Below are 21,812 nucleotides of genomic sequence, written 5' to 3' on the forward strand. Positions count from 1 at the left end.
GCCCCCGTGGCCAAGAAGCCGAAGAAGGGCGGCCAGGGCACACCCGCGACGGTCGCCCTGGAGGCCGCCGCCGTGCCGTTCACCGTGCACTCCTACGAGCACGACCCGGCCGCCGCCTCCTACGGCGGCGAGGCCGCCGGGGCGCTCGGCGTGCCGGCCGAGCGGGTCTTCAAGACCCTGGTCGCCGACGTCGACGGTGTCCTCACCGTCGGCGTCGTCCCGGTCGCCGGCCGGCTCGACCTCAAGGCGCTGGCCGCGGCGGTCGGCGGCAAGCGCGCCGCGATGGCCGACCCGGCCGCCGCCGAACGCAGCAGCGGCTACGTCCTCGGCGGCATCTCCCCGCTCGGCCAGCGCCGCCCGCTGCGCACCGTCGTCGACGCCAGCGCGCTCACCCACCCCACCGTGTACGTCTCCGCCGGCCGCCGCGGCCTGGAGGTCGAGCTCTCCCCCACCCACCTCGTCGCCCTCACCGACGCCCGCACCGCCCCCATCGCCCACTGACCCGAGGCCGCGGGCGGCACGCCTCAGCCCTCCCGCCGCTCCTCCGCCGACGGAACCCCCGCGTCCACGGCCGCAGGCCCCGGCACCCAGTACGGCGGCGGGTCCTCCTCGCGCTTCCCGAACGCCGCCGACAGCGCCAGCAGCAGCACCATCGCCGCCATCGGCCACGCCAGCACCGCCCCGTACGCCCCGAGGTCGATGTCCGCCTGGAAGTGCCCGCCGTTCCCGACCCGCCGCGCCTCCGCGACCAGGTCGCGGCCCGGCCCGAGCCACCGCCCGAGCCCCCACGCACCGACCGACGCCAGCAGCCCACCGACCGCCAGCCCGACCGCCACCGAGATCCCGCCACCGCGCTTCCGGCTGACCAGGAACGCGCCCAGCGCCGTCAGGATCCCCATCCCCAGCCCGATCAGCACGAACACGCTGTCGGCCCCGGCCCGCTGCTCGCCCTCCGGGTCGGCGTAGAGGATCTTGTTGCCGTCCACGACCAGCGGCACCTTGGGCGCCAGCCAGGCCCACAGCACGCCCATCACGACCCCCAGCACCAGACAGGCCAGCACCGTGGCCGCCCCGATCCTCAGCTCGGGCAGCAGCCGCTGGGTGAGCGGCTCCGCCGGCTGCGGCTTGCCGGCCACCAGGTCCAGCCCCGGCGGCAGCGCGTACGGATCGCGCGCGGCCTGCGGATCGGGCGCGGCGTACGGAGCGGGCACGGCGTCCGCGGGCACGGCGTCCGCCACGGCATCGGAGCCGTCGGCGCGCGCGGGATCCGGAGGTGTGTTCGGTACGGTCACACCCCCCATCGTTTCACGGTCGACGCCCCCGCGACCCGGCCACCCACCGACCGGACGACCGGACCCCGGCCGGGCGCCGGCCGGCTACCGCCGGGTCGCCCGCCGGTACGCCCAGGTGGCGACGGCCAGCGAGACCACGCCCACCCCCGCGCACACCGCGAGGTCCCCGGCCACCGCCGCCCAGTCCGGTGACGGCCGGAACGTCCGGGCGAAGGCCTCCACCGCGTAGGTGGACGGCAACAGGTCGCGCAGCCAGAGCACCGGCTGCGGCAGGTTGTCCACCGGCAGCACGCCGAGCAGCAGCGCCGCCGACATGCCGAGCTGCCCGAGCATGGTGGCGATCTCCTGCTTGGGCGCGAGCAGCCCGCAGGCCGCCCCGAGCCCGGAGAGCGCCGCCCCGGCCAGCGGCACCACCGCGAGCAGCACCCACAGCTGCCCGAGCGGCAGCCCGAACATCACCGCGCCGACCCCCGCCGTGACGAGCGTCCCGGGCAGGGTGAACGAGGCGAAGGCCGCAGCCGCGCCGAGCACCACCGAGGCGGCCGGCACCGGCAGCGTCGCGTAGTGGTCCAGCCCGCCGCTGGCCCGCAGCCGGCCGAAGTACTGGGCGAGCAGGTTGAGCGCCACGAAGGCGACCACCAGCACGCTGGAGCCGGACACCACGTACCGGGCGGCCGAGGTCTGCCCGGAGTCGACGACGCCCCGCATCATCACCAGGATGCCGAGCGACTGGAAGGTGGCCACGAACAGCAGCGGGATCCGCGCCACCCGGGCCCGCGCGAGCTGCGCCCGGTAGACGGCCGCGAGGGCGGGCAGCATCCGGGCGGCGGGCGCGAGCGGGGCGGGCCCGCCGGCCGTGTCCGGGGTGGTGCGCGCCGGTGCCGAGAGCAGCGTCACTTGGCCAGTCCTCCGTGGCGGCCGCCCAGCTTGAGGTAGGCGTCCTCAAGGCTCGGGGTGGCCAGGGTGAAGTCGTCCAGGGCGGCGAAGGCCGGGCCGGTGGTGACGGCGGCGACCAGTTCGCGGGCCTGCTCGGGGGTGGTGCGGACGGTCCAGCGGCGGCCGGTGCGCTCGGCCCGTTCGGCGAGCGCCGCCACCGCGGGGACGCCCAGCGGCGCCTCGTCGCGCCAGACCAGGTCGAGCCGGACGTCGCCGTCGACCAGCGCCTTGAGGCCGCCGGGGGTGTCGCAGGCGATCACCCGGCCGTCGTCGACCACGGCGACCCGGTCCAGCACGGTCTCCGCCTCGATCACGTTGTGGGTGACCAGCAGCACGGTGGCGGAGCGCTCGGCCCGGCGGCGTTCGACCGCGGACCAGACGGCCCGCCGGGCGACCGGGTCCATGCCGGTGGTGGGCTCGTCGAGGACCAGCAGCGGCCGGTCGCCGACCAGGGTGGCGGCGAAGCAGGCGAGCCGGCGCTGGCCGCCGGAGAGCTTGGCGAGCGGCCGGTGGGCGAGCGGTTCCAGGGCGAGTTCGGCGATCACCTCGTCGGCGGCGGCGCGGGCCGCGGCCCGGCTCAGACCGCGCAGCCGCCCGGTGGTCTCGGCGGCGAGGGCGACGGTCAGCTCGTCGAGCGCACTGGACTCCTGGCCGAGGTAGCCGAGCAGCCGGGCGGCCCGTTCGGGGTGCCGGACCACGTCGTGGCCGAGGATCTCGATGCTGCCGGAGTCGGGCCGCAGCAGGCCGGTGAGCTGGCGGACCAGGGTGGACTTGCCGGCGCCGTTGGGCCCGAGCAGGCCGAAGATCTCCCCCTGGCGGACGGTCAGGGTGATGCCGTCGTTGGCCCGGATCGCGGTGGCCGAGGCGCCGCGCCCGGCACGGTACGTCCGGACCAGGTCGCGTACGGCGCAGCACGGCGAGGTCTCCTGGGGTGCCCGCCCGGCCGTCTCACTCACGACCGGAGACTCTACGCGGTGCAACGGGCGAACCGGACAACGGGGCCCCGCCCGCGGCGCCCTCGGGGGCCGCCTCGGGCCGGTCAGTCGTCGACGACCAGGTCACCGCCGGGGACCCTGGCGGCGAGCTCCTTCCAGAAGCCCGCCCGGATCGCGTACCGGTCGTGCTCGTCGATCTGGTCGTCCTTGTGCGCGAGCAGCCCGAAGCGGGCGGCGTAGCGCAGCAGCTCGCCGTCGACCCGGTGCGGGATGCGCGGGTAGCCGGGCCACAGGACGGTGAGCCGTTCGACGTCACCCATCCGGCCGGTCCAGCGGCGGGCGAAGACCTGGCCGACCTCGTGGGCGTCGCCGCCGATGGAGGTGATGTCCTCCTCGCGGTCGGCCCAGCGCTGTTCGGCGGTGGTGAGCTGGGCCAGGGTGGGCAGGCCGTCGCCGGCGGTGACGGCGGGCTCGGCGGCGGGCCGCTCGATCCACCCGCGGTCGGAGGACCAGCGCAGCACCGGGCCGGCCTGCTGCCGGTCGGCGGCGGCCTGCCGGTCGGCGCTTCGTCCGGCGAGGTCCTTGGGGGTGGGGACGATCTTGAGTCCGGCGGCGGCCGGCTGCGGGCGCCCGTTGGCGGCGGGGGCCGCCACGGCGGCCGGCTCGTCCTCGGCGGGGCGGCCGGGCAGCTGGGCCGCGGGCAGCGGGCCCGGCAGGGTGGCGGGGGGCGCGGCGGGCGGCGCGGCGAGGATCTTGGCGATGTCGTGCCGGGCGCCGGGGCCGGGGAAGACGCTGGAGGTGTCGCGCAGGCTGAACGAGCCCTCGATCCACTCGCGGTCCAGCACCCGGCGTTCGTCGGCCTCGCCGACGAGGTCCTCGGACTGGTTGAAGTCGCCGTCGGCGGCCTGCAGCGCCCAGAGGTGGACGACGACGCCGTGCTCCTTGGCGGACATCATGCCGGGCAGCAGGTCGCCGTCGCCGGTGATCAGCACGATGTCGGCGCAGGCCCGGTTGCGGGCGAGTTCGGAGAGTTCGGCGTGCATCGCGGCGTCGACGCCCTTCTGCACCCAGCGGCCCTCGGCCCGGGTGAGCGCGCCGAGCCGCACGGTGACCCGGGGCAGCACGCGCAGCCGCCGGTGCTCGGGCATCGGGCGGCGTTCCGGTGCGGCGTCGAACCAGTAGATCCGCAGCAGCGGCAGGCCGGTCTCGGCCTCGGCGCGCTCGCGCAGGGCGGCGATCAGCGCGGTGTGGTCGACGGTGACCTTGGAACGGGAGGGGTCACCGGCGAGCAGGCTCGCGGCGGCGCCCAGCAGGTATCCGGCGTCCACCAGGACGACACAGCGGTCCATCGCGCACCTCTTTCCGCTCGCCCTCGGGTGGGGCCCCGCCGGGACCGACGAGGCCGGGACGGGCGCGGTGCGCCCGGGTCCGGGCGGGATGGGGTGAGGGGTGCCCGCAGCCGCCCGATCGTTGGGTCACCTTTTTCCCCCGGATCCGCCCGCCGAACCCCGGCCGTCCGGCGCTTTCCCGGCACCGACGCCGAGGGCCCCCGTCCAGGACGGGGGCCCTCACATGGTGCGCGGCGGCTCAGCCGTTGAGTTCGGCGGCGACCAGCTCGGCCAGCTGGACGGCGTTGAGCGCGGCGCCCTTGCGCAGGTTGTCGTTGGAGACGAACAGCGACAGGCCGTTCTCCACCGTCTCGTCGACGCGGATCCGGCCGACGTAGCTCGGGTCCTGACCGGCGGCCTGGAGCGGGGTGGGGATGTCGCTCAGCTCGACGCCGGGGGCGCCGGCCAGCAGCTCGACCGCGCGCTCGGGGCTGATCGGGCGCTCGAAGCGGGCGTTGATCTGCAGCGAGTGGCCGGAGAAGACCGGGACGCGCACGCAGGTGCCGGCCACCTTGAGCTCGGGGATGCCGAGGATCTTGCGGCTCTCGTGGCGGAGCTTCTGCTCCTCGTCGGTCTCGTTGGAGCCGTCCTCGACGATGGAGCCGGCCAACGGCACCACGTTGAAGGCGATCGGCCGCTGGTAGACCTTGGGCTCGGGGAACTCGACGGCCGAGCCGTCGTGGGCGAGCGCGGCGGCACCGTCCACGACCTTGGCGGCCTGGTCCTGCAGCTCGGCGACGCCGGCCACGCCGCTGCCGGAGACGGCCTGGTAGGTGGAGACGACGAGGGCGGCGAGGCCGGCCTCCTCGTGCAGCGGGCGCAGCACCGGCATGGCGGCCATGGTGGTGCAGTTCGGGTTGGCGATGATGCCCTTGGGGCGGTCGGCGATCGCCTCGGGGTTGACCTCGGAGACGACCAGCGGGACCTCGGGGTCGCGGCGCCAGGCGGAGGAGTTGTCGATCACAACGGCACCGGCGGCGGCGACCTTGGGGGCGAGCGCCTTGGAGGTGGCACCGCCGGCCGAGAAGATCACGATGTCCAGGCCGGTGTAGTCGGCCGTGGCCGCGTCCTCGACGGTGACCTCGGTGCCCTGCCAGGGCAGCGTGCGCCCGGCCGAGCGGGCCGAGGCGAACAGCCGCAGCTGCTCCACCGGGAGGTTGCGCTCCGCCAGGATCTCGCGGACCACGCCGCCGACCTGGCCGGTGGCCCCGACAATGCCGATCTTCATCCGACTACTCCTCTTGATCTTGCAACTCACAGCCGCACTCCGCCCATCATGCCTTGTCACCGGCACCGGGCGGCCCGGCATTCCATCCTGTGGTCCTCAGTGGTCCAGACCACTGAGGAGTTCCAGCGCCCGCGCGACCTCCGCCGGTCCGGCCGGCAGCAGCGGCAGCCGGACGTCCGGCGTCGGGATCCGCCCCTGCGCGTGCAGCACGCCCTTGACCACCGCCGGGTTCGGCGCGGCGAAGGCCGCCACCGCCAGTCCGGTCAGCCGGTGACCCAGCGCCCGGGCGCGCGCCACGTCCCCGGCCCGCCAGGCCTCGACCAGCTCGACGAAGCGCGCGGTCGCCAGGTGCGCGGAGGCCAGGATGCCGCCGTCCGCACCGAGCGCCAGCAGCGGCGCGAGCACGGCGTCGTCCCCGCCCAGCACCGAGAACCCGGCCGGCGCGGCGGCCAGCAGCTCCACCGCCGCCTGGTCCACCCCGCCCGTCGCGTACTTGACGCCCGCCACGTTCGGCAGCGCGGCCAGCTCCAGCAGCGCGGCGGCCGACAGCGCCTGCCCGGTGCGGTACGGGATGTGGTAGACGACCAGCGGCACCGAACCAGCCTCGGCCAGCGCCCGGAAGTGCGCGACCGTCCCGGCCTCGCCCGGCCGGACGAAGGACGGCACGGCCACCAGTGCCCCCGCCACCCCCGGCACCCGGGCCGCCAGTCCGGCCAGCTCCTCGGCCGCCGCGGCGGTGCCCGGCCCGCCCGCGCCGACCAGCAGCGGCACCCCGCGCTCGGCGCAGACCGCCGCACAGACCTCGGTGACCGCGCGCCGCTCGTCCGCGCTCAGCGCGGCCGGCTCGCCGGTGGTGCCGAGCGCGACCAGCCCGGCCGCACCGTCGTCCAGCACCGAGCCGGCCAGCTTCTCCAGCGCGTCCAGCGCCACCGAGCCGTCGGCCGCGAACGGCGTGACCAGCGGGACGAAAATGCCCTTGAGTTCCATGCCCACGATCCTGCGGCCCGCCGATCCCACAGGTCCAGTTCACGTTTCCGAAGCTTCTCGTAAGCTGAGCCGATGCTCGATGTCCGACGCCTGCGCCTGCTGCGCGAACTCGCCCACCTCGGCACCATCGCCGCCGTCGCCGAGGCGCTCAGCTTCAGCCCTTCGGCGGTGTCCCAGCAGCTGTCCGTGCTGGAGAAGGAGGCCGGCGTCCCGCTGCTGGAACGCACCGGCCGCCGGGTCACCCTCACCCCCGCCGGACGCAACCTGGTCCGGCACGCCGAGGCCGTGCTCGAACGGCTGGAGCAGGCGGACGCCGAGCTGGCCCACGCCCGCGACGGCCTGGCCGGCCCGCTGCGGATCGGCACCTACCCGTCGGCGGCCCGCGCGATCATCCCCGCCGTGCTCGCCGAACTCGCCGGCTGGCACCCGGGGCTGGAGCCGATGGTCACCGAGGTCGACCCGGCCGAGGTCGCGGCGGCGCTGCGCGCGGGCGAGCTGGACGTGGCGCTGGTGCACGAGTACGACCTGGTGCCCGCCGACCCGGAGCCCGGGCTGGCGGTGACCCGGCCGATCTTCACCGAGCCGATGTACCTGGCGGCCCGCGTCCCCGGCACCGTCGCCGACCAGCGCGCCGAACCCTGGATCCTCGCCCCGCCGGGCACCCTGTGCCACAGCATGGCCGTCCGGGCCTGCGAGAGCGCGGGCTTCGCACCCCGGATCCGCCACCAGATCGACGACTTCGCCACCGTGCTCGCCCTGGTGGCGGCCGGTCAGGGGGTGGCGCTGGTCCCGCACCTCGGCATCGACCGGCCGCCGCCGGGGGTCGTCCTCACCCGGCTGCCGATGTACCGCCGCACCCGCACCGCGTTCCGCGCCGGCGCCGGCGCCCACCCCGCGATCTCCGCCTTCGTCTCCGCCCTGCACACCGCCGTACCGGCCCCGCTGCGCAACTCCGCGTAGCCGGGGGGCGCCCGTGCCCGGCCGGGCACGGGCGCCCCGAAGGCCTACGCCGCCCCGTTGCCCGCCAGGCAGCTCGGGCCGAGCAGCTGCTTCAGGTCCCCGAACAGCGCCGGATCCGACTTCACCCGGTGCCGGTCGAGCCGCAGCACCGTCGTCTTGCTGCGCGCCTCCAGCCGGACCCGCACCTCGGTCGTCCCCCGGTGGCTGCTCAGCACCTCGCCGAGCCGCGCCACCAGCGGGGGCGTCACCTTCCCGCTCGGGATGTTGATGATGATCGGTGCCTCGGCGTGCGCGTTCGACAGGTCCGGGACGGTGAGCTCCATGCCCATCAGCCGGGGCACGTCCTCGCGCTTGTCCAGCTTGCCGCGCACGAACACCACCGTGTCCTCGACCAGCTGCGAGGAGACCAGCTGGTAGCTGGCCGGGAAGAACATGCAGTCGATCGAGCCCGCGAGGTCCTCGACCGTCGCGATCGCCCAGGCGTTGCCCTGCTTGGTCATCTTCCGCTGGAGGCCCGAGATGATGCCGCCGATGGTGATGATCGTCCCGTCCGGCCGTTCGGCGAGGTCCGCGACCGCGCAGTCCGCCTTGTCGGCGAGCACGTGCTCGATGCCGTGCAGCGGGTGCGAGGAGACGTACAGGCCGAGCATCTCCCGCTCCTGGGTGAGCAGGAAGGACTTCTCCCACTCGTCCTCGGAGAACACCACGTCCAGGCCGAAGCTCGGCTCGTCGCTGGTCGTATCGCCGCCGAAGAGGTCGAACTGCCCCTCGGCCTCCTTGCGCTTGATGCCGACGACGTTGTCGATCATCGGCTCGAACTGCGCGGTCAGGCCCTTGCGGGTGTGGCCGAGCGAGTCGAACGAACCGGCCTTGATCAGCGATTCGACGGTCCGCTTGTTGCAGACCACCGACTCCACCTTCTCCAGGAAGTCCGGGAAGGAGGAGAACTTCCCCTTGGTCTTCCGGGTCCGGATCATCGACTCGACGACCGGGCCGCCGACGTTGCGGATGGCGGTCAGGCCGAACCGGACGGTGGTGTCACCGTGCGGGGTGAAGTCCGCGTCCGACTCGTTGACGTCCGGCGGCAGGACGTTGATGCCCATCTTCCGGCACTCGTTGAGGTAGACGGCCGACTTGTCCTTGTCGTCCTTGACCGAGGTGAGCAGGCCGGACATGTACTCGGCCGGGTAGTTGGCCTTGAGGTACGCCGTCCAGTAGGAGACGAGCCCGTAGCCCGCCGTGTGCGCCTTGTTGAACGCGTAGCCGGAGAAGGGGACCAGGACGTCCCACACCGCCTGGATCGCCGCGTCCGAGTAGCCGCGCTCCCGGCAGCCCTTCTGGAACGGGACGAACTCGGCCTCCAGGATCTCCTTCTTCTTCTTGCCCATGGCGCGGCGCAGCAGGTCGGCCTGGCCCAGCGAGTAGCCGGCCAGGATCTGCGCGGCCTTCTGCACCTGCTCCTGGTAGACGATCAGGCCGTAGGTGGGCCTGAGCACCTCCTCCAGGGGCTTCTCCAGCTCCGGGTGGATCGGGGTGATCTCCTGCTGCCCGTTCTTGCGCAGCGCGTAGTTGGTGTGCGAGTTGACGCCCATCGGACCCGGCCGGTACAGCGCCAGGACCGCCGAGATGTCTTCGAAGTTGTCGGGCTTCATCAGGCGCAGCAGCGAGCGCATGGGGCCGCCGTCGAGCTGGAAGACGCCGAGCGTGTCACCGCGCGCCAGCAGTTCGTAGGTCGGCTTGTCGTCCAGGGGCAGCTCAAGAAGATCGATCTTGATGCCCTTGTTCTTCTCGATCGCCTTGACGGCGTCGTCCATGATCGTCAGGTTGCGCAGGCCGAGGAAGTCCATCTTGAGAAGGCCGAGGCCCTCACAGGTGGGGTAGTCGAACTGCGTGATGGTGACGCCGTCGGTGTGCCGGGTCCAGACCGGGATGTGGTCGGTCAGCGGCTCGGCGGACATGATGACGCCGGCCGCGTGCACCCCGGGCTGGCGGATCAGGCCCTCGATGCCGCGCGCGGTGTCGATCACCTTGCGCACGTCGGGGTCGGTCTCGTAGAGCCCGCGGATCTCGCCGGCCTCGCTGTAGCGCGGGTGGCTGCTGTCGGTGATGCCGGACAGCGGGATGCCCTTGCCCATGACGTCCGGCGGCATCGCCTTGGTGATCCGGTCGCCCATCGCGTACGGGTAGCCGAGGACGCGCGAGGAGTCCTTGATGGCGGCCTTCGCCTTGATGGTGCCGTACGTGACGATCATGGCGACCTTGTCGGATCCCCACTTCTCCGTCACGTACCGGATCACGTCACCGCGCCGGCGCTCGTCGAAGTCGATGTCGACATCGGGCATGGAGATGCGCTCGGGGTTGAGGAAGCGCTCGAAGATCAGACCGTGCGGGATCGGGTCGAGGTCGGTGATGCCCATGGCGTACGCGACCAGCGAGCCGGCCGCCGAACCACGGCCCGGCCCCACCGCGATGCCCTGGCTCTTCGCCCACATGATGAAGTCGGCGACCACGAGGAAGTACGCCGGGAACCCCATCTGGATGATGGTGTCCATCTCGTACTCGGCGAGCTTCTTGTGCTCCTCGTCGTACCCGCCCGGGAAGCGCCAGTCCATGCCCTCCCAGACCTTGGACTTGAAGAAGTCCGCCTCGGACTCGAAGCCCTCCGGGATCGGGAAGCGCGGCATCAGGTTGCGGAACTTGAACATGCCCTCGGTGTCGACCCGGGAGGCCACCAGCAGCTGGCTGTTGCGGCAGCCCTCCTGCCAGGCGTCCGACTGGTCCAGGGCGTACATCTCGGCGGCCGACTTGATGTAGTAGCCGGTGCCGTCGAACCGGAAGCGGTCCGGGTCGGAGAGGTTCTTGCCGGTCTGCACGCAGAGCAGCAGGTCGTGGGCGCCGGCGTCGGCCTCGGTGGTGTAGTGCGAGTCGTTGGTGACGACCGGCGGGATGCCGAGCTTCTTCCCGATCTCGATCAGCCCGTCGCGGACCCGCTTCTCGATGTCGAGACCGTGGTCCATCAGCTCCAGGAAGTAGTTCTCCTTGCCGAAGATCTCCTGGTACTCGGCGGCGGACCGCAGCGCCTCGTCGAACTGGCCGAGGCGCAGCCGGGTCTGCAGCTCGCCGGAGGGGCAGCCGGTGGTGGCCATCAGGCCGCCGGACAGCTCGGAGATCAGCTCCTTGTCCATCCGCGGCCACTTGACCAGCCAGCCCTCGGAGTACGAGCGCGAGGTCAGCTTGAAGAGGTTGTGCAGGCCCTCCTTGTTCCGGGCCCAGATGGTCTTGTGGGTGTAGGCGCCGGACGCCGAGACGTCGTCCTTCTTCTGGTGCGGCTGGCCCCACAGGATGCGCTTGGTGTTGGAGCGTGCCTCCGGGGCGACGTACGCCTCGATGCCGATCACCGGGGTGATGCCGGCGGCGGTGGCCTGCCGGTGGAACTCGGCCGCACCGTACATGTTGCCGTGGTCGGTCATCGCGACATGGGTCTGCCCCAGCCGTTCGACCTCCTTGAACATCTGCTTCAGCCGGGCGGCACCGTCCAGCATCGAGTACTCGGTGTGGACGTGCAGATGCGCGAACGGCTGATCGCTCAAGGCGGGGCCTCCGTAGGCTCGGTGCAGGCAGGTGGGCCGGCGAACGCGCAGGTCACAGAAGGTGCCCGGAAATGGATGAGGTCCGAGCCACTGCCGGGCCCGGACCATCACTCACGCGTTCACGCTCCCACTCTAGCCCGCTCCCGCCCCTCTCCCGCACTCACTCACCGCGAGCGGACCGGCACCGCAGCAGCCTCTCCCGGGCGGCCGTCCGGACCGCCTCCCCCTCCAGCTCGTCGCGCTCCAGGTACCGCAGCCGTTCCCGCACCTCCGCCCCGTCCGGGGCCCGCTCCACCCCCAGCAGCCGGGCGTCCTCCTCGCAGTCCCAGAGGCACTCCAGGTAGGTCCCGTCCAGCCCGGCCGGCTCGATGACCGCCAGCGCCGCCAGGTACCCCACCCGCTCGTGCGAGTGCGGCGTCCACAGCCAGAACCGCCTGAGCAGCGACGCCGCGCCGCGTGCCCGCACCCCGAACCCGGCCAACGCCCGCGCCGTGTGCACCGGCCCGCACCACCGGCGCTCCACCCACTCCCGCTCCAGGCGCCCCACCAGTGCCTCGACGTCCCCCTCCGCCGCTTCCCCCGCCCCGTGCGTCTCGTGCCGCCGCCCACCGGGCACCGGCTCCACCGGCGCGGCCCCGATCCCCGTGTCCCTCACCAGCCGCGCCAGGTACACCGCCCGCTGATCGGCGTCGTCCCACCGCCAGTCCCACCGGACGCACCCCGCCACCACCTCGGCGGCCCCGCGCGGATCCTCCGCCACCATGCGCGCCCCCAGCCCGCGCCCCCGCTGCACCATCCCGATCAACGACCCCGCCGGCGCGTACCGCCCGTCACTCATCCTCGTCACGGCCCCATCCTGCCCCGACGGCGCGGGAGGTCGGCCGGGCCGACTTCCCGCGCCGGGGACCGGGCGGAGCAGCAGGACTACGCGGCGTCCAGCTCGGCGAGGAAGTCCAGGGCCACGGCCCAGGTGCGCTCGGCCGCCTCGGCGTCGTGGTCCGGGAGGTCCGGGTCGGTGAAGAGGTGGCCGGCGCCGTGGTAGCGGTGGATCTCGACGTCGGCGCCGGCCCTGCGCATGTTGAGGTACCAGGCGTTCAGCCAGTCCTCCGGCTCGAACGGGTCCGGCTCGGCCACGTGCAGCTGGACGGGGACGGCGGTCGTCGCGTCCTCGCGGATGTCGGAGGTGCCGTGCAGGAGGAGCAGGCCGCGCGCGTTCTCGTCGGCGAGGGCGAGGTTCTGGGCGAGCGAGCCGCCGAGCGAGAAGCCGGCGTAGACCAGGGCGGCACCCGAGGTCAGCAGCGGGGCAGCCGCGCCCACGGCCCGGCGCAGCAGTTCGTCGCTGCCCAGCTCCTCCTTGTACGCCATGCCCTCCTCGACGTCGTCGAAGGTCCGGCCGTCGTAGAGGTCGGGGGCGTGCACGGTGTGGCCGGCGTCGCGCAGGCGGTCGGCGGCGGCGTGGACGGCAGGGCGCAGGCCGTACGCGGAGTGCAGGAGCAGGATCTGGGCCACGTCGGGGAACTTCCTTGCAGCGGGCGGGGAACCTCCCCATCATCGCTCATGGCCGCCAGGTGGCCGCGCCCACCCGGCGGGATGGCGGGACGTCACGCACCGGTGAATCACCGACAAACAGTCAGTTCGTCATATGGAACACATCGTTACCCACGGGTAGCCTGTCGCCGTGACCGACCTTGTCAATGACATGACCTCCGCCCGCCCGCACCGTCGCCAGGTGCTCAAGGCCACCGCCGTCGTCGCGGGCGCCGCCGCCCTGCCGCTGACCCTCGGCGCCGCGGCCCACGCCGCCGCCGCGCCCCAGTTCCTGCACGGCGTCGCCTCGGGCGACCCGCTGCCCGACGGGATCCTGCTCTGGACCCGCGTCACCCCGGCCCCCGAGGCCGCCCCCGGCTCCGGCCTGGGCGCCGACACCGAGGTCCGCTGGGAGCTCGCCGCCGACAAGGGCTTCACCCGGATCGCGGCGAGCGGCACCGTGACCACCTCCGCCGATACCGACCACACCGTCAAGGTCGACGTCCGCGGCCTCACCCCGGACACCGCCTACTGGTACCGCTTCACCGCCGGCGCCACCACCTCCCCGGCCGGCCGCACCCACACCACCCCGGCCACCGACGCCGCCCTCGACCGGCTCCGCTTCGGCGTGGCGTCCTGCGCCAACTGGGAGGCCGGCTACTTCTCCGCCTACCGCCACCTGGCGGCCCGCGGCGACCTCGACGCCTTCCTCTTCCTCGGCGACTACATCTACGAGTACAAGACCGGCGAGTTCTGCGCCGCCGGCTCCGTGGTCCGCCCGCACGCGCCCGCCCATGAGATCCTCACCCTCGCCGACTACCGCACCCGCCACGGCCGGTACAAGACGGACGAGGACCTCCAGGCGCTGCACGCCCAGGTCCCGACCATCGCGATCTGGGACGACCACGAGTTCGCCAACGACGCCTGGTCCGGCGGCGCCGAGAACCACACCCCCGGCACCGAGGGCGACTGGGCGGCCCGGGTCGCCGCCGCCAAGCAGGCCTACTTCGAGTGGATGCCGGTCCGCCCGTCCATCGCCGGCACCACCTACCGCCGGCTGCGCTACGGCAAGCTCGCCGACCTGCACCTGATGGACCAGCGCTCGTTCCGCTCCCAGCAGGTCAAGGTCGGCAACGGCGACGTCGACTCGGCCGACCGCACCATCACCGGCCGCGCCCAGATGGACTGGCTGAAGGCCGGCCTCTCCGCCTCCGACACCGCCTGGCGGCTGATCGGCAACGAGGTGATGATCTCCCCGGTCGCGCTCTTCTCGCTGCCGGACTACCTGCTGCGCCCGCTGGCCAAGCTGCTCGGCCTGCCCGGCGAGGGCCTGGCGATCAACACCGACCAGTGGGACGGCTACACCCACGACCGCCGCGAGCTGCTCGGCCACCTCAAGGCGAACGGGATCACCAACACCGTCTTCCTCACCGGCGACATCCACTCGGCCTGGGCCTCGGACGTCCCGAACGAGGCCGCCACCTACCCGCTGTCGGGCAGCGCGGCCACCGAGTTCGTGGTCACCTCGGTCACCTCGGACAACATCGACGACTTCCTCAAGGTCGCGCCGCAGACCCTCTCACTGGTCGCCGCCGCCGCGGTCAAGGGTGCCAACCCGCACGTCAAGTGGGTCGACCTGGACTCGCACGGCTACGGCGTACTGGAGGTCACCCCCGCCCAGGCCCAGATGGACTACTACGTGCTCTCCGACCGGACCCGCAAGGACGCGACCAGCAAGTGGACGCGCTCCTACCGCACCAAGTCCGGCACCCAGCAGATCGAGCGGGTCTACTCCCCCGTCAAGTAGCCACCACCGCACCAGACCCCGCCCTCCGGCCGCCCCCGGAGGGCGGGGCCCCTGCTTCCGGGCCCGCCCTCCTTCGTCCGGGCGATCATTCGGACGCACTCAGAGCATTCATTCCGTCACACTGTGCGCTTGTCGCACATAGTGACGACATGATCAGAGAAACCGGGGGTCCCCCGTGGCTCCGCGCCCGAACGGCCCGCCTCGTCACCACCATCGCGGCACTGGGAATCCTCGGCACCGGCCTGACCGGCGCCACCGCCCGGGCCGCCGCACCACCGCATCCGGCCGCCCCGGCCGCTCCCGCCTCCTCGGCTCCCGCTCCCACCACTGCCGCTAGCGCTACCACTGCCGCTACCGCTGCCGCCCCTGAACGCGTCCGGGCGGGCGGCAGCGTCCTGCTCGACGAGGCCTTCACCAACGCGACCGCCGACTCGCGCTTCCTCGCCGTCGGCTCCGCCTGCCTCACCGGCGCCGCGCCCGCCCCGCTGGTCCCGGGCAACCACCCGCTCGGCGGCTGCCCGAGCGCCGAGACCGGACCGGTGCCGCCACTGAACAGCGCGCCGCTCGGATACCTGCGGATCACCGACGCCGCGAACGACCAGAGCGGCGCCGTCCTGTTCGACCAGGCACTGCCGGCCGGCAACGGCCTGGACGTCACCTTCGACCAGTGGCAGTACGGCAGCACCACGCCCAACACCCCGGCCGACGGCATCTCCTTCTTCCTGGTCAACGGCGACACCTCGCTCACCCACCCCGGGGCCTTCGGCGGCAGCCTCGGCTACGCCCAGAAGCTGCCCGACGACAACCCGAACCTCGACTTCCTGCCCGGCGTCGACCGCGGCTACCTGGGCGTCGGGCTGGACGTCCTCGGCAACTACTTCGGCGACTGGGAACAGCGCGGCAACGGCTGCGCGACACGCTCGCCGGCCGGCACCGGGTTCCACGTCCCCGCGCCCGGCGCCAACATGGTCACCGTCCGCGGCCCCGGCGACGGCACCACCGGCTACTGCTTCCTGACCGCCACGACCAGCAACTTCACCACCACCGGCCCCTGGCCCTCCACCCTGCCGGGCCAGCTGCAGGGCCCGCTGACGGTGCTGCCTCCCGCCGTGACCCCCGACGAGGCCCAGACCCTGCTGGAGCCGTCCCGCCGCCGGGTGAACGTGCACCTGACGCCGGCGCCCTCCCCGGTGCTGACGGTCGGCGTCGACTTCAACGACGGCACCGGCCCGCACCAGGTGCTGTCGACCCCCGCCCCGACGCCCGTTCCCTCCACCTACAAGTTCGGCTTCGCCGGCTCCACCGGCCTGTTCACCGATGTGCACCTGATCCGCAACGTCACGGTGAGCACGGACCAGCCGCTGCCCGAGCTGAACCTGGTGAAGCAGGTCCGCGAGCCGCTGCCCGGGCTCATCACGGTCGGCACACCGGTGCCGTACGACTTCGTGGTCACCAACGCCGGCACCGTGCCGATCGACAACCTGGGCGTCAACGACCCCAAGGTCGGACCGGTCAGCTGCCCGGTCTCCACGCTCGCCCCCCACACGACCGTCACCTGCACGGCCACCTACCTGGTGACCGCCGCCGACGCGCAGTCCGGCCACATCGCCAACACCGCCGTGGCCACCGGCACCGCCGACGGCACCCCGGTCGAGTCCCCGCCGTCCTCGGAGAACGTCCCGGTCGTGGCCCCGCCCGGCATCCACCTGACCAAGCACGTCGACGCCCCCGGCCCGTTCGCCGTCGGCGACACCGTGCCGTACACGTATGTGGTCACCAACACGGGTGGCGTCCAGGTCGACGCCGTCGGCATCACGGACGACAAGGTCACCGGCATCACCTGCGCCGCCACCGCACTGGCCCCGGCCGGCAGCCCCGGCGACAGCACCACCTGCCACGGCACCTACGTCGTCACCGCGGCCGACGGCCGGTTCGGCTCGGTCACCAACCACGCCCACGCCACCGGGACCTCGGACGGCCACCCGCTCACCTCACCGGAGGCCGAGGCGACGATCCGGATCACCGGGACCTTCGGGCTCTCCCTGCGCAAGCAGGCCGGCACCGCCGGGCCGGTGCACATCGGCGAGACCGTCAGCTACACCTACACCGTCACCAACACCGGCGAGCGGGCGCTGCACAGCCTCACGGTCACCGACGACCACGCGCCGAACGTCACCTGCGACCGCACCACCCTCGACCCGGGTGGGAGCACCACCTGCCACGCCACCTACACCGTCACCGCCACCGACGCCGAGGCCGGCCAGGTGAAGAACACGGCGCTGGCGAGCGCGCTCGGCCCGCAGGACCAGCCCGTGGAGAGCCCGCCGGCGCAGGTCACCCTGCCGGTCGCCCCCGTCTCCACCGCGCTGACCATCACCAAGAAGGCCGGCACGGCCGGACCGGTGCACGTGGGCGAGACCGTCACCTACACCTACACGGTCACCAACACCGGCACGGCCGCGCTGAAGAACCTCACCGTCACCGACGACCGCGCCACCAAGGTCACCTGCGACCGCACCACCCTCAACCCCGGCGAGAACGCCACCTGCCACGCCGACTACACCGTCACCGAAGCCGACGCCAAGACCGGCCAGGTGACCAACACCGCCCACGCCACCGCCACCGACCCCCAGGGCGGCGAGGTCCGCAGCCCCGACGCACAGGTCACCCTGCCCGTCACCACCGGGGCAACCGCGCTGACCATCACCAAGAAGGCCAACCCCTCCGGCTTGTTGCACGTCGGCGAGACCATCACGTACACCTACACGGTCACCAACAGCGGCACGGCCGCGCTGAAGAACCTCACCGTCACCGACGACCGCGCCACCAAGGTCACCTGCGACCGCACCACCCTCAACCCCGGCGAGAGCACCACCTGCCACGCCGACTACACCGTCACCGAAGCCGACGCCAAAGCCGGCCAGGTGACCAACACCGCCCACGCCACCGCCACCGATCCCCAGGGCGGCGAGGTCCGCAGCCCCGACGTGAAGCTCCGCGTCACCGTCCTGCTCTGCCCCCCGAAGGACCACGACCACAAGGGCTGCCCCAAGCACCCGGGCCACGGCGGTGACCACGGAAAGCCGCCGGGCGACGGCGGCGACCACGGCAAGCCGCCGGCCAACGGCCCCGGCCCGCACCCGGAGCCGCCGCACAACGGCGGCCACCTGCCCGAGACCGGCGCACCGGTCGGCGGCCTGCTCGCGACCGGCGGCCTGCTGGTCGCCGCGGGCGGCCTCCTGATCCTGCGGACCCGGCGCCGCGCGACGGCCGCCACCCCCACCGCCCCGTACGAGAACTGACCGCGTACCGGAGCCGATCGGCCCCGCCCCCGGCCCCCGCGAGGGACGCCGGGGGCGGGGCCGTCACACGAACCGGTACCGCGCCACGCCTACGACACCGCGCCTACGACACCACGTCCTTGCGGGTGAACCCCCGGAAGGCCAGCGCCAGCAGCACCACCGCGTAGGACAGCGACAGCGAGACGCCCTGCACCATGCCGCCCCACTCCATCCGCGGCTGCAGGGCGTCCGCCCACGCGTACTGCCAGTGCGCCGGAAGCCAGGCCCGCAGGTCCCCGAGCGCCGTGATGGCGTCCAGCACCCCGGTGATGATCGAGCCGAACACCGCCCCGCCGACCGCCCCCAGCGGCGCGTCCGTGGCGGTGGAGAGCCAGAACGCCATCGCGGCGATCACGATCTCGCTCAGGAACACGTAGACCACCGCGACCGCCAGCCGCGGCAGCGCCTCCCCGGCGGTCAGACTGGCCCCGGCCGGCAGCTGGAGGTCCCCCCAGCCGTACGCGGCGGTGCCGACCAGCAGCCCGACCAGCGGCAGCAGCGTCACGGCCACCGCCGAGAAGAGCAGCCCCACCAGGAACTTGCGCACCAGCAGCCGCGCCCGCGGCACCGGCGCCGCCAGCAGGTAGCGCAGCGAGGACCAGCTCGCCTCCGAGGCCACCGTGTCCCCGCAGAACAGCGCGACCGGGATCACCAGCAGGAAGCCGGTGCCCATGAAGAGCATGGTCGCCGCGAAGTTCGGCCCGGAGGAGGTGGCGAGCTCGATGAACGTCGTCCGGTCGGTCCGCCGGGGGGTACCCGCGACCGCGAACGCCGCCAGCACCAGCAGCGGCATCGCGGCCAGCACCCCGCCGATCACCAGCGTCCGGCGCCGCCGCAGCTGACGGACCACCTCGACCCGGAACGGCAGCGTCCGCCCGGCCCGGTAGCCGGCCGCGTGATCGGCCGACACCTCAGCACCCACGGCGCTCACGCCGCACCTCCGATCAGCGACAGGAACGCGTCCTCCAGCCGGCGCTGCGGCCCGGCCGACTCCACCGGCACACCGAGCCGCACCAGCTCGGCGAGCAGCTGACTGCCCGCCATGCCGTCCAGCCGGACGAGCAGCCCGCCCTCGACGGCCTCGGCCGAGCCGACCCCGGCCAGCGCGGCCACCTTGTCGGCCGTCGCCGCCAGCTCCGCCGCCCCGAACGAGGCGTCGGTGCCGACCAGCAGCTGCGCGCCCGCGCCGACGATCTCCGCGACCGCGCCGGTGGTGACCAGCCGGCCCCGGTCCATCACCACCAGGTCGGTGCAGCTCTGCTCGACCTCGGCCAGCAGGTGACTGGAGACGATGACGGTCCTCCCGGCCGCCGCGTACCGGATCATCACCTCGCGCATCTCGCGGATCTGCGGCGGGTCGAGCCCGTTGGTCGGCTCGTCGAGGATCAGCAGGTCCGGCAGGCCGAGCATGGCCTGGGCGATCGCCAGACGCTGCCGCATGCCCTGCGAGTAGGTGCGCACCGCCCGGTCCAGCGCCTCGCCCAGCCCGGCGATGGCCAGCGCCTCCTCCAGGTGCGCGTCCTGCTCCGGGCGGCCGGTGGCCTGCCAGTACAGCCGCAGGTTGGCCCGCCCGGTGAGGTGCGGCAGGAAGCCCGCGCCCTCGACGAACGCGCCGACCCGGGAGAGCACCGGCGCGCCGGGCCGCACCAGGTGGCCGAAGATCCGGATCTCACCGGCATCCGGCCGGATCAGGCCCATCAGCATCCGCAGCGTGGTGGTCTTGCCCGCGCCGTTGGGTCCCAGCAGGCCGAGCACCTGGCCCTGCTCCACCCGGAAGCCCAGGTCGCGGACGGCGTAGCGGTCGGCGGCGCCCTTGTAGCGCTTGCTCAAACCGGTGATCTGCAGCGGAACCCCGGCGAGCGCCGGGTCGTACGCCGGTCCGTGCGCCCGGCGCGTGCTCCTGGCCGTGCGCAGCCTCGGCACCAGCACCAGCGCGGCGGCCAGCGCGAGCGCGACCAGCGGCAGCATCCAGGTCCGGGACGGCAGCGGCGCCGCCTCGGTGACCAGCCCGTCCACGGTCGGCAGGGTCACCGGTCCGGTGACGGCCGCCCGGTAGGTGGCGGGCTCGACGGGCGAGGCGTACGCGAGGTCGGTGGAGGCGAGCACCAGCCGCAGCCGGTGTCCGGCGTCGAAGGTGTGGTCGACGGTGGGCAGCGCCACCGTGACGTTCCTGCCCTCGGGTGCGTCGGCACCGGTCACCCGCAGCGGCGCGGACAGCTGCTGCGGCAGGCTCTGCTTGCCGTCCGGGGCGACGTCGTACAGCTTGGCGAAGAGCACCGCGTCCGGCCGGTCGGCCCGCACCCGGACCGGCACGGTCGGCTGTCCCGTCAGATGCACCGAGGAGTCCAGCGGCGCCGACTCGAAGGCGGCGAACTGGCCGGGGAAGTCCAGCGACAGTCCGGCGCCCAGCGAGGAGGCCTGGCTGAGCGCGCCGCCGAAGCCCGGCAGCGCGGAGATGTTGGGCGGCGCCCCGCCCGGCGGGTTGGCGAAGGCCTGCTCCGGCTCGCCGGTGGGTGCCTTCAGCTCGACCTGCCGGGAGCCGGTGCCGCCGAGGCCCGGGTAGGCGTCCGCGCTGGCCCCGCGCAGCACCGCCTGGAAGCCCGTCGAGTCGACCCCGCCGGTCCGGGTCACCCGGAACGCCGGGCCGCTCCCCCCGGCCTTCGCGGCATCGCCCTCGGCGGCGGCACCCTTGGGGCCGTCGCCCTTCAGGAAGCGGTCGAACCACTCCGTCGTCCGGGTGTCCACCCGGTCACTGGTGTCGGTCGCGCCGTCGTGCCCGCCGGCGAACCAGTCCACCGCCACTGGGGCGCCGTTGGCGGCCACCGCCCGGGCGATCGCGTCGCCCTGGTCGAGCGGGAACAGCGAGTCCTGCTGACCCTGGATCACCAGGGTGGGCGCCTTCAGCCGCGCGGCGACCGAGGACGGGCTGGAACGTTCGAGCAGCGCGACGGCCTCGGGGTCGGCGTGCCCGGAGGCCGCCACCCGGTCGTACATCCGGCACAGCTCGTCCAGGAACCGGCCGCAGCCGACCTGCCCGCCGCCCTGGTCGGGTGCCAGGGCCGGCCGCGCCGCGCCGCCGGAGGGTCCGAGCTCGCCCACCGAGCCGGTGGTGAAGAAGATCCCGGCCCACAGCTTCTTGAACACGCCGTCCACGGCGCCCGAGCCGCGCACCCCCTGCGGGAACAGCGCGTCGGCCAGGTTCCACCAGGTGATCGCGCTGGCCACGGCGTCGATCCGGCTGTCGTAGGCCGAGCCGAGCAGCGCCACCGCGCCGCCGTACGAGGCCCCGGTGATCCCCACCCGGGGGTCGCCGGGGCCGTCCAGCTGTACTTCGGGGCGCTGCGCCAGCCAGTCGACCAGGTGCTTGACGTCCTCGACCTCGCGGTCCGGGGCGTTCAGCCCGATCCTGCCGCCGGACCGCCCGAAGCCGCGCGCCGACCAGGTCAGCACCGCGTACCCCTGCCGGGCCAGTTCCCGGGCGCGTTCCCGCTCGCCCTCCTTGGAGCCGCCGAAGCCGTGCCCGAGCAGCACCGCCGGTCGCGGGCTGTCCCCGGTGGTGAAGAAGGAGGTGTCCAGTTGGACGACCTGGGCGCTGCCGGGCGTCTCGGGCATCGCGAGGAAACGATCCTCCTGATGGACGGACTGCTCGCCCCCGGCCGCGACGGCCACCGCCGTCCCGACCCCGGCCACGGCCACCAGGGCCACCGCCCCGGCCACCAGTCTCCGTCCGGCGGCCGTCCCACGGCCTCGCCACCGGCGCCACGCCCCACCGAGCTCCATGGCGGTGATCGTAGCCGCATGCGGAGTAGGCGTCCGATAAA

General features: G+C 73.6%; 15 protein-coding genes. 4 read left to right on the forward strand and 11 right to left on the reverse strand.

All coding sequences use genetic code 11. The features are described 5' to 3' along the window. Window positions 1-6 precede the first annotated feature (6 nt). Window positions 7-501, forward strand: a complete 495-nt coding sequence (ybaK, locus tag ABZW10_RS08265; protein ID WP_355361652.1) for a Cys-tRNA(Pro) deacylase — start codon at window positions 7-9, stop codon at window positions 499-501. A gap of 23 nt (window positions 502-524) precedes the next feature. Here the strand turns inward: ybaK and ABZW10_RS08270 are convergent, their stop codons facing one another. From ABZW10_RS08270 to ABZW10_RS08295, 6 genes are all read right to left on the reverse strand, one after another. Continuing rightward, window positions 525-1,292 carry a hypothetical protein gene (locus ABZW10_RS08270; RefSeq protein ID WP_355361654.1) on the reverse strand — a complete coding sequence of 256 codons (768 nt, stop codon included), beginning with the start codon at window positions 1,290-1,292 and terminating at the stop codon, window positions 525-527. 84 nt (window positions 1,293-1,376) lie between these two features. Beyond that, window positions 1,377-2,189, reverse strand: a complete 813-nt coding sequence (locus ABZW10_RS08275) for an ABC transporter permease (RefSeq protein ID WP_355361656.1) — start codon at window positions 2,187-2,189, stop codon at window positions 1,377-1,379. After that, window positions 2,186-3,184, reverse strand: coding sequence for an ABC transporter ATP-binding protein (locus ABZW10_RS08280; RefSeq protein ID WP_355361658.1), 999 nt, complete (start codon window positions 3,182-3,184; stop codon window positions 2,186-2,188). Before ABZW10_RS08280 ends, ABZW10_RS08275 begins: the two co-directional genes overlap by 4 nt. Before the next feature lie 83 nt (window positions 3,185-3,267). Next, entirely contained in the window at window positions 3,268-4,512 is a 1,245-nt protein-coding gene (locus ABZW10_RS08285) for an NYN domain-containing protein (RefSeq protein ID WP_355361660.1), read from the reverse strand. Between the two features lie 238 nt (window positions 4,513-4,750). Then, entirely contained in the window at window positions 4,751-5,779 is a 1,029-nt protein-coding gene (locus ABZW10_RS08290; protein WP_355361662.1) for an aspartate-semialdehyde dehydrogenase, read from the reverse strand. A 96-nt stretch (window positions 5,780-5,875) separates the two neighbouring features. Beyond that, the gene (locus tag ABZW10_RS08295; protein WP_355361664.1) at window positions 5,876-6,766 is read right to left on the reverse strand and encodes a dihydrodipicolinate synthase family protein; all 891 of its coding nucleotides are present in this window, start codon (window positions 6,764-6,766) and stop codon (window positions 5,876-5,878) included. Between the two features lie 72 nt (window positions 6,767-6,838). Between ABZW10_RS08295 and ABZW10_RS08300 the strand changes: the two genes are divergently transcribed. Beyond that, window positions 6,839-7,726 carry a LysR family transcriptional regulator gene (locus ABZW10_RS08300; RefSeq protein WP_355361666.1) on the forward strand — a complete coding sequence of 296 codons (888 nt, stop codon included), beginning with the start codon at window positions 6,839-6,841 and terminating at the stop codon, window positions 7,724-7,726. A gap of 44 nt (window positions 7,727-7,770) precedes the next feature. Here ABZW10_RS08300 and dnaE read toward each other — a convergent pair whose 3' ends face one another. From dnaE to ABZW10_RS08315, 3 genes are all read right to left on the reverse strand, one after another. Next, window positions 7,771-11,316: a DNA polymerase III subunit alpha gene (dnaE, locus tag ABZW10_RS08305; RefSeq protein WP_355361668.1), complete on the reverse strand. Its 3,546-nt coding sequence runs from the start codon at window positions 11,314-11,316 to the stop codon at window positions 7,771-7,773. A gap of 160 nt (window positions 11,317-11,476) precedes the next feature. Continuing rightward, window positions 11,477-12,163, reverse strand: coding sequence for a hypothetical protein (locus tag ABZW10_RS08310; RefSeq protein WP_355361670.1), 687 nt, complete (start codon window positions 12,161-12,163; stop codon window positions 11,477-11,479). A gap of 77 nt (window positions 12,164-12,240) precedes the next feature. After that, the gene (locus ABZW10_RS08315) at window positions 12,241-12,825 is read right to left on the reverse strand and encodes a dienelactone hydrolase family protein (RefSeq protein ID WP_355361672.1); all 585 of its coding nucleotides are present in this window, start codon (window positions 12,823-12,825) and stop codon (window positions 12,241-12,243) included. A 190-nt stretch (window positions 12,826-13,015) separates the two neighbouring features. Between ABZW10_RS08315 and ABZW10_RS08320 the strand changes: the two genes are divergently transcribed. Both ABZW10_RS08320 and ABZW10_RS08325 read left to right on the forward strand, forming a co-directional pair. After that, the gene (locus tag ABZW10_RS08320) at window positions 13,016-14,650 is read left to right on the forward strand and encodes an alkaline phosphatase D family protein (protein WP_355362095.1); all 1,635 of its coding nucleotides are present in this window, start codon (window positions 13,016-13,018) and stop codon (window positions 14,648-14,650) included. 149 nt (window positions 14,651-14,799) lie between these two features. Then, window positions 14,800-17,952, forward strand: a complete 3,153-nt coding sequence (locus ABZW10_RS08325; protein ID WP_355361674.1) for an LPXTG cell wall anchor domain-containing protein — start codon at window positions 14,800-14,802, stop codon at window positions 17,950-17,952. A 103-nt stretch (window positions 17,953-18,055) separates the two neighbouring features. On the opposite strand, the gene ABZW10_RS08330 is transcribed toward ABZW10_RS08325, so the two are convergent. Both ABZW10_RS08330 and ABZW10_RS08335 read right to left on the reverse strand, forming a co-directional pair. Then, entirely contained in the window at window positions 18,056-18,901 is an 846-nt protein-coding gene (locus tag ABZW10_RS08330; RefSeq protein WP_355361676.1) for an ABC transporter permease subunit, read from the reverse strand. 17 nt (window positions 18,902-18,918) lie between these two features. Further along, a complete protein-coding gene (locus ABZW10_RS08335; protein ID WP_355361678.1) occupies window positions 18,919-21,771 on the reverse strand; it encodes an alpha/beta fold hydrolase in 2,853 nt (950 codons plus the stop codon). Between the last annotated feature and the right edge of the window lie 41 nt (window positions 21,772-21,812).

The organism is Kitasatospora sp. NPDC004723 (assembly GCF_040609255.1).
GTDB lineage: Bacteria > Actinomycetota > Actinomycetes > Streptomycetales > Streptomycetaceae > Kitasatospora.

Bases quoted from the DNA above. Each gene is read 5' to 3' on its own strand.
- ABZW10_RS08285 (WP_355361660.1), bottom strand. From the start codon at position 4,512: ATGGACCGCTGTGTCGTCCTGGTGGACGCCGGATACCTGCTGGGCGCC.
- ABZW10_RS08290 (WP_355361662.1), bottom strand. From the start codon at position 5,779: ATGAAGATCGGCATTGTCGGGGCCACCGGCCAGGTCGGCGGCGTGGTC.
- ABZW10_RS08295 (WP_355361664.1), bottom strand. From the start codon at position 6,766: ATGGAACTCAAGGGCATTTTCGTCCCGCTGGTCACGCCGTTCGCGGCC.
- ABZW10_RS08300 (WP_355361666.1), top strand. From the start codon at position 6,839: ATGCTCGATGTCCGACGCCTGCGCCTGCTGCGCGAACTCGCCCACCTC.
- ABZW10_RS08320 (WP_355362095.1), top strand. From the start codon at position 13,016: ATGACCTCCGCCCGCCCGCACCGTCGCCAGGTGCTCAAGGCCACCGCC.
- ABZW10_RS08325 (WP_355361674.1), top strand. From the start codon at position 14,800: ATGATCAGAGAAACCGGGGGTCCCCCGTGGCTCCGCGCCCGAACGGCC.
- ABZW10_RS08335 (WP_355361678.1), bottom strand. From the start codon at position 21,771: ATGGAGCTCGGTGGGGCGTGGCGCCGGTGGCGAGGCCGTGGGACGGCC.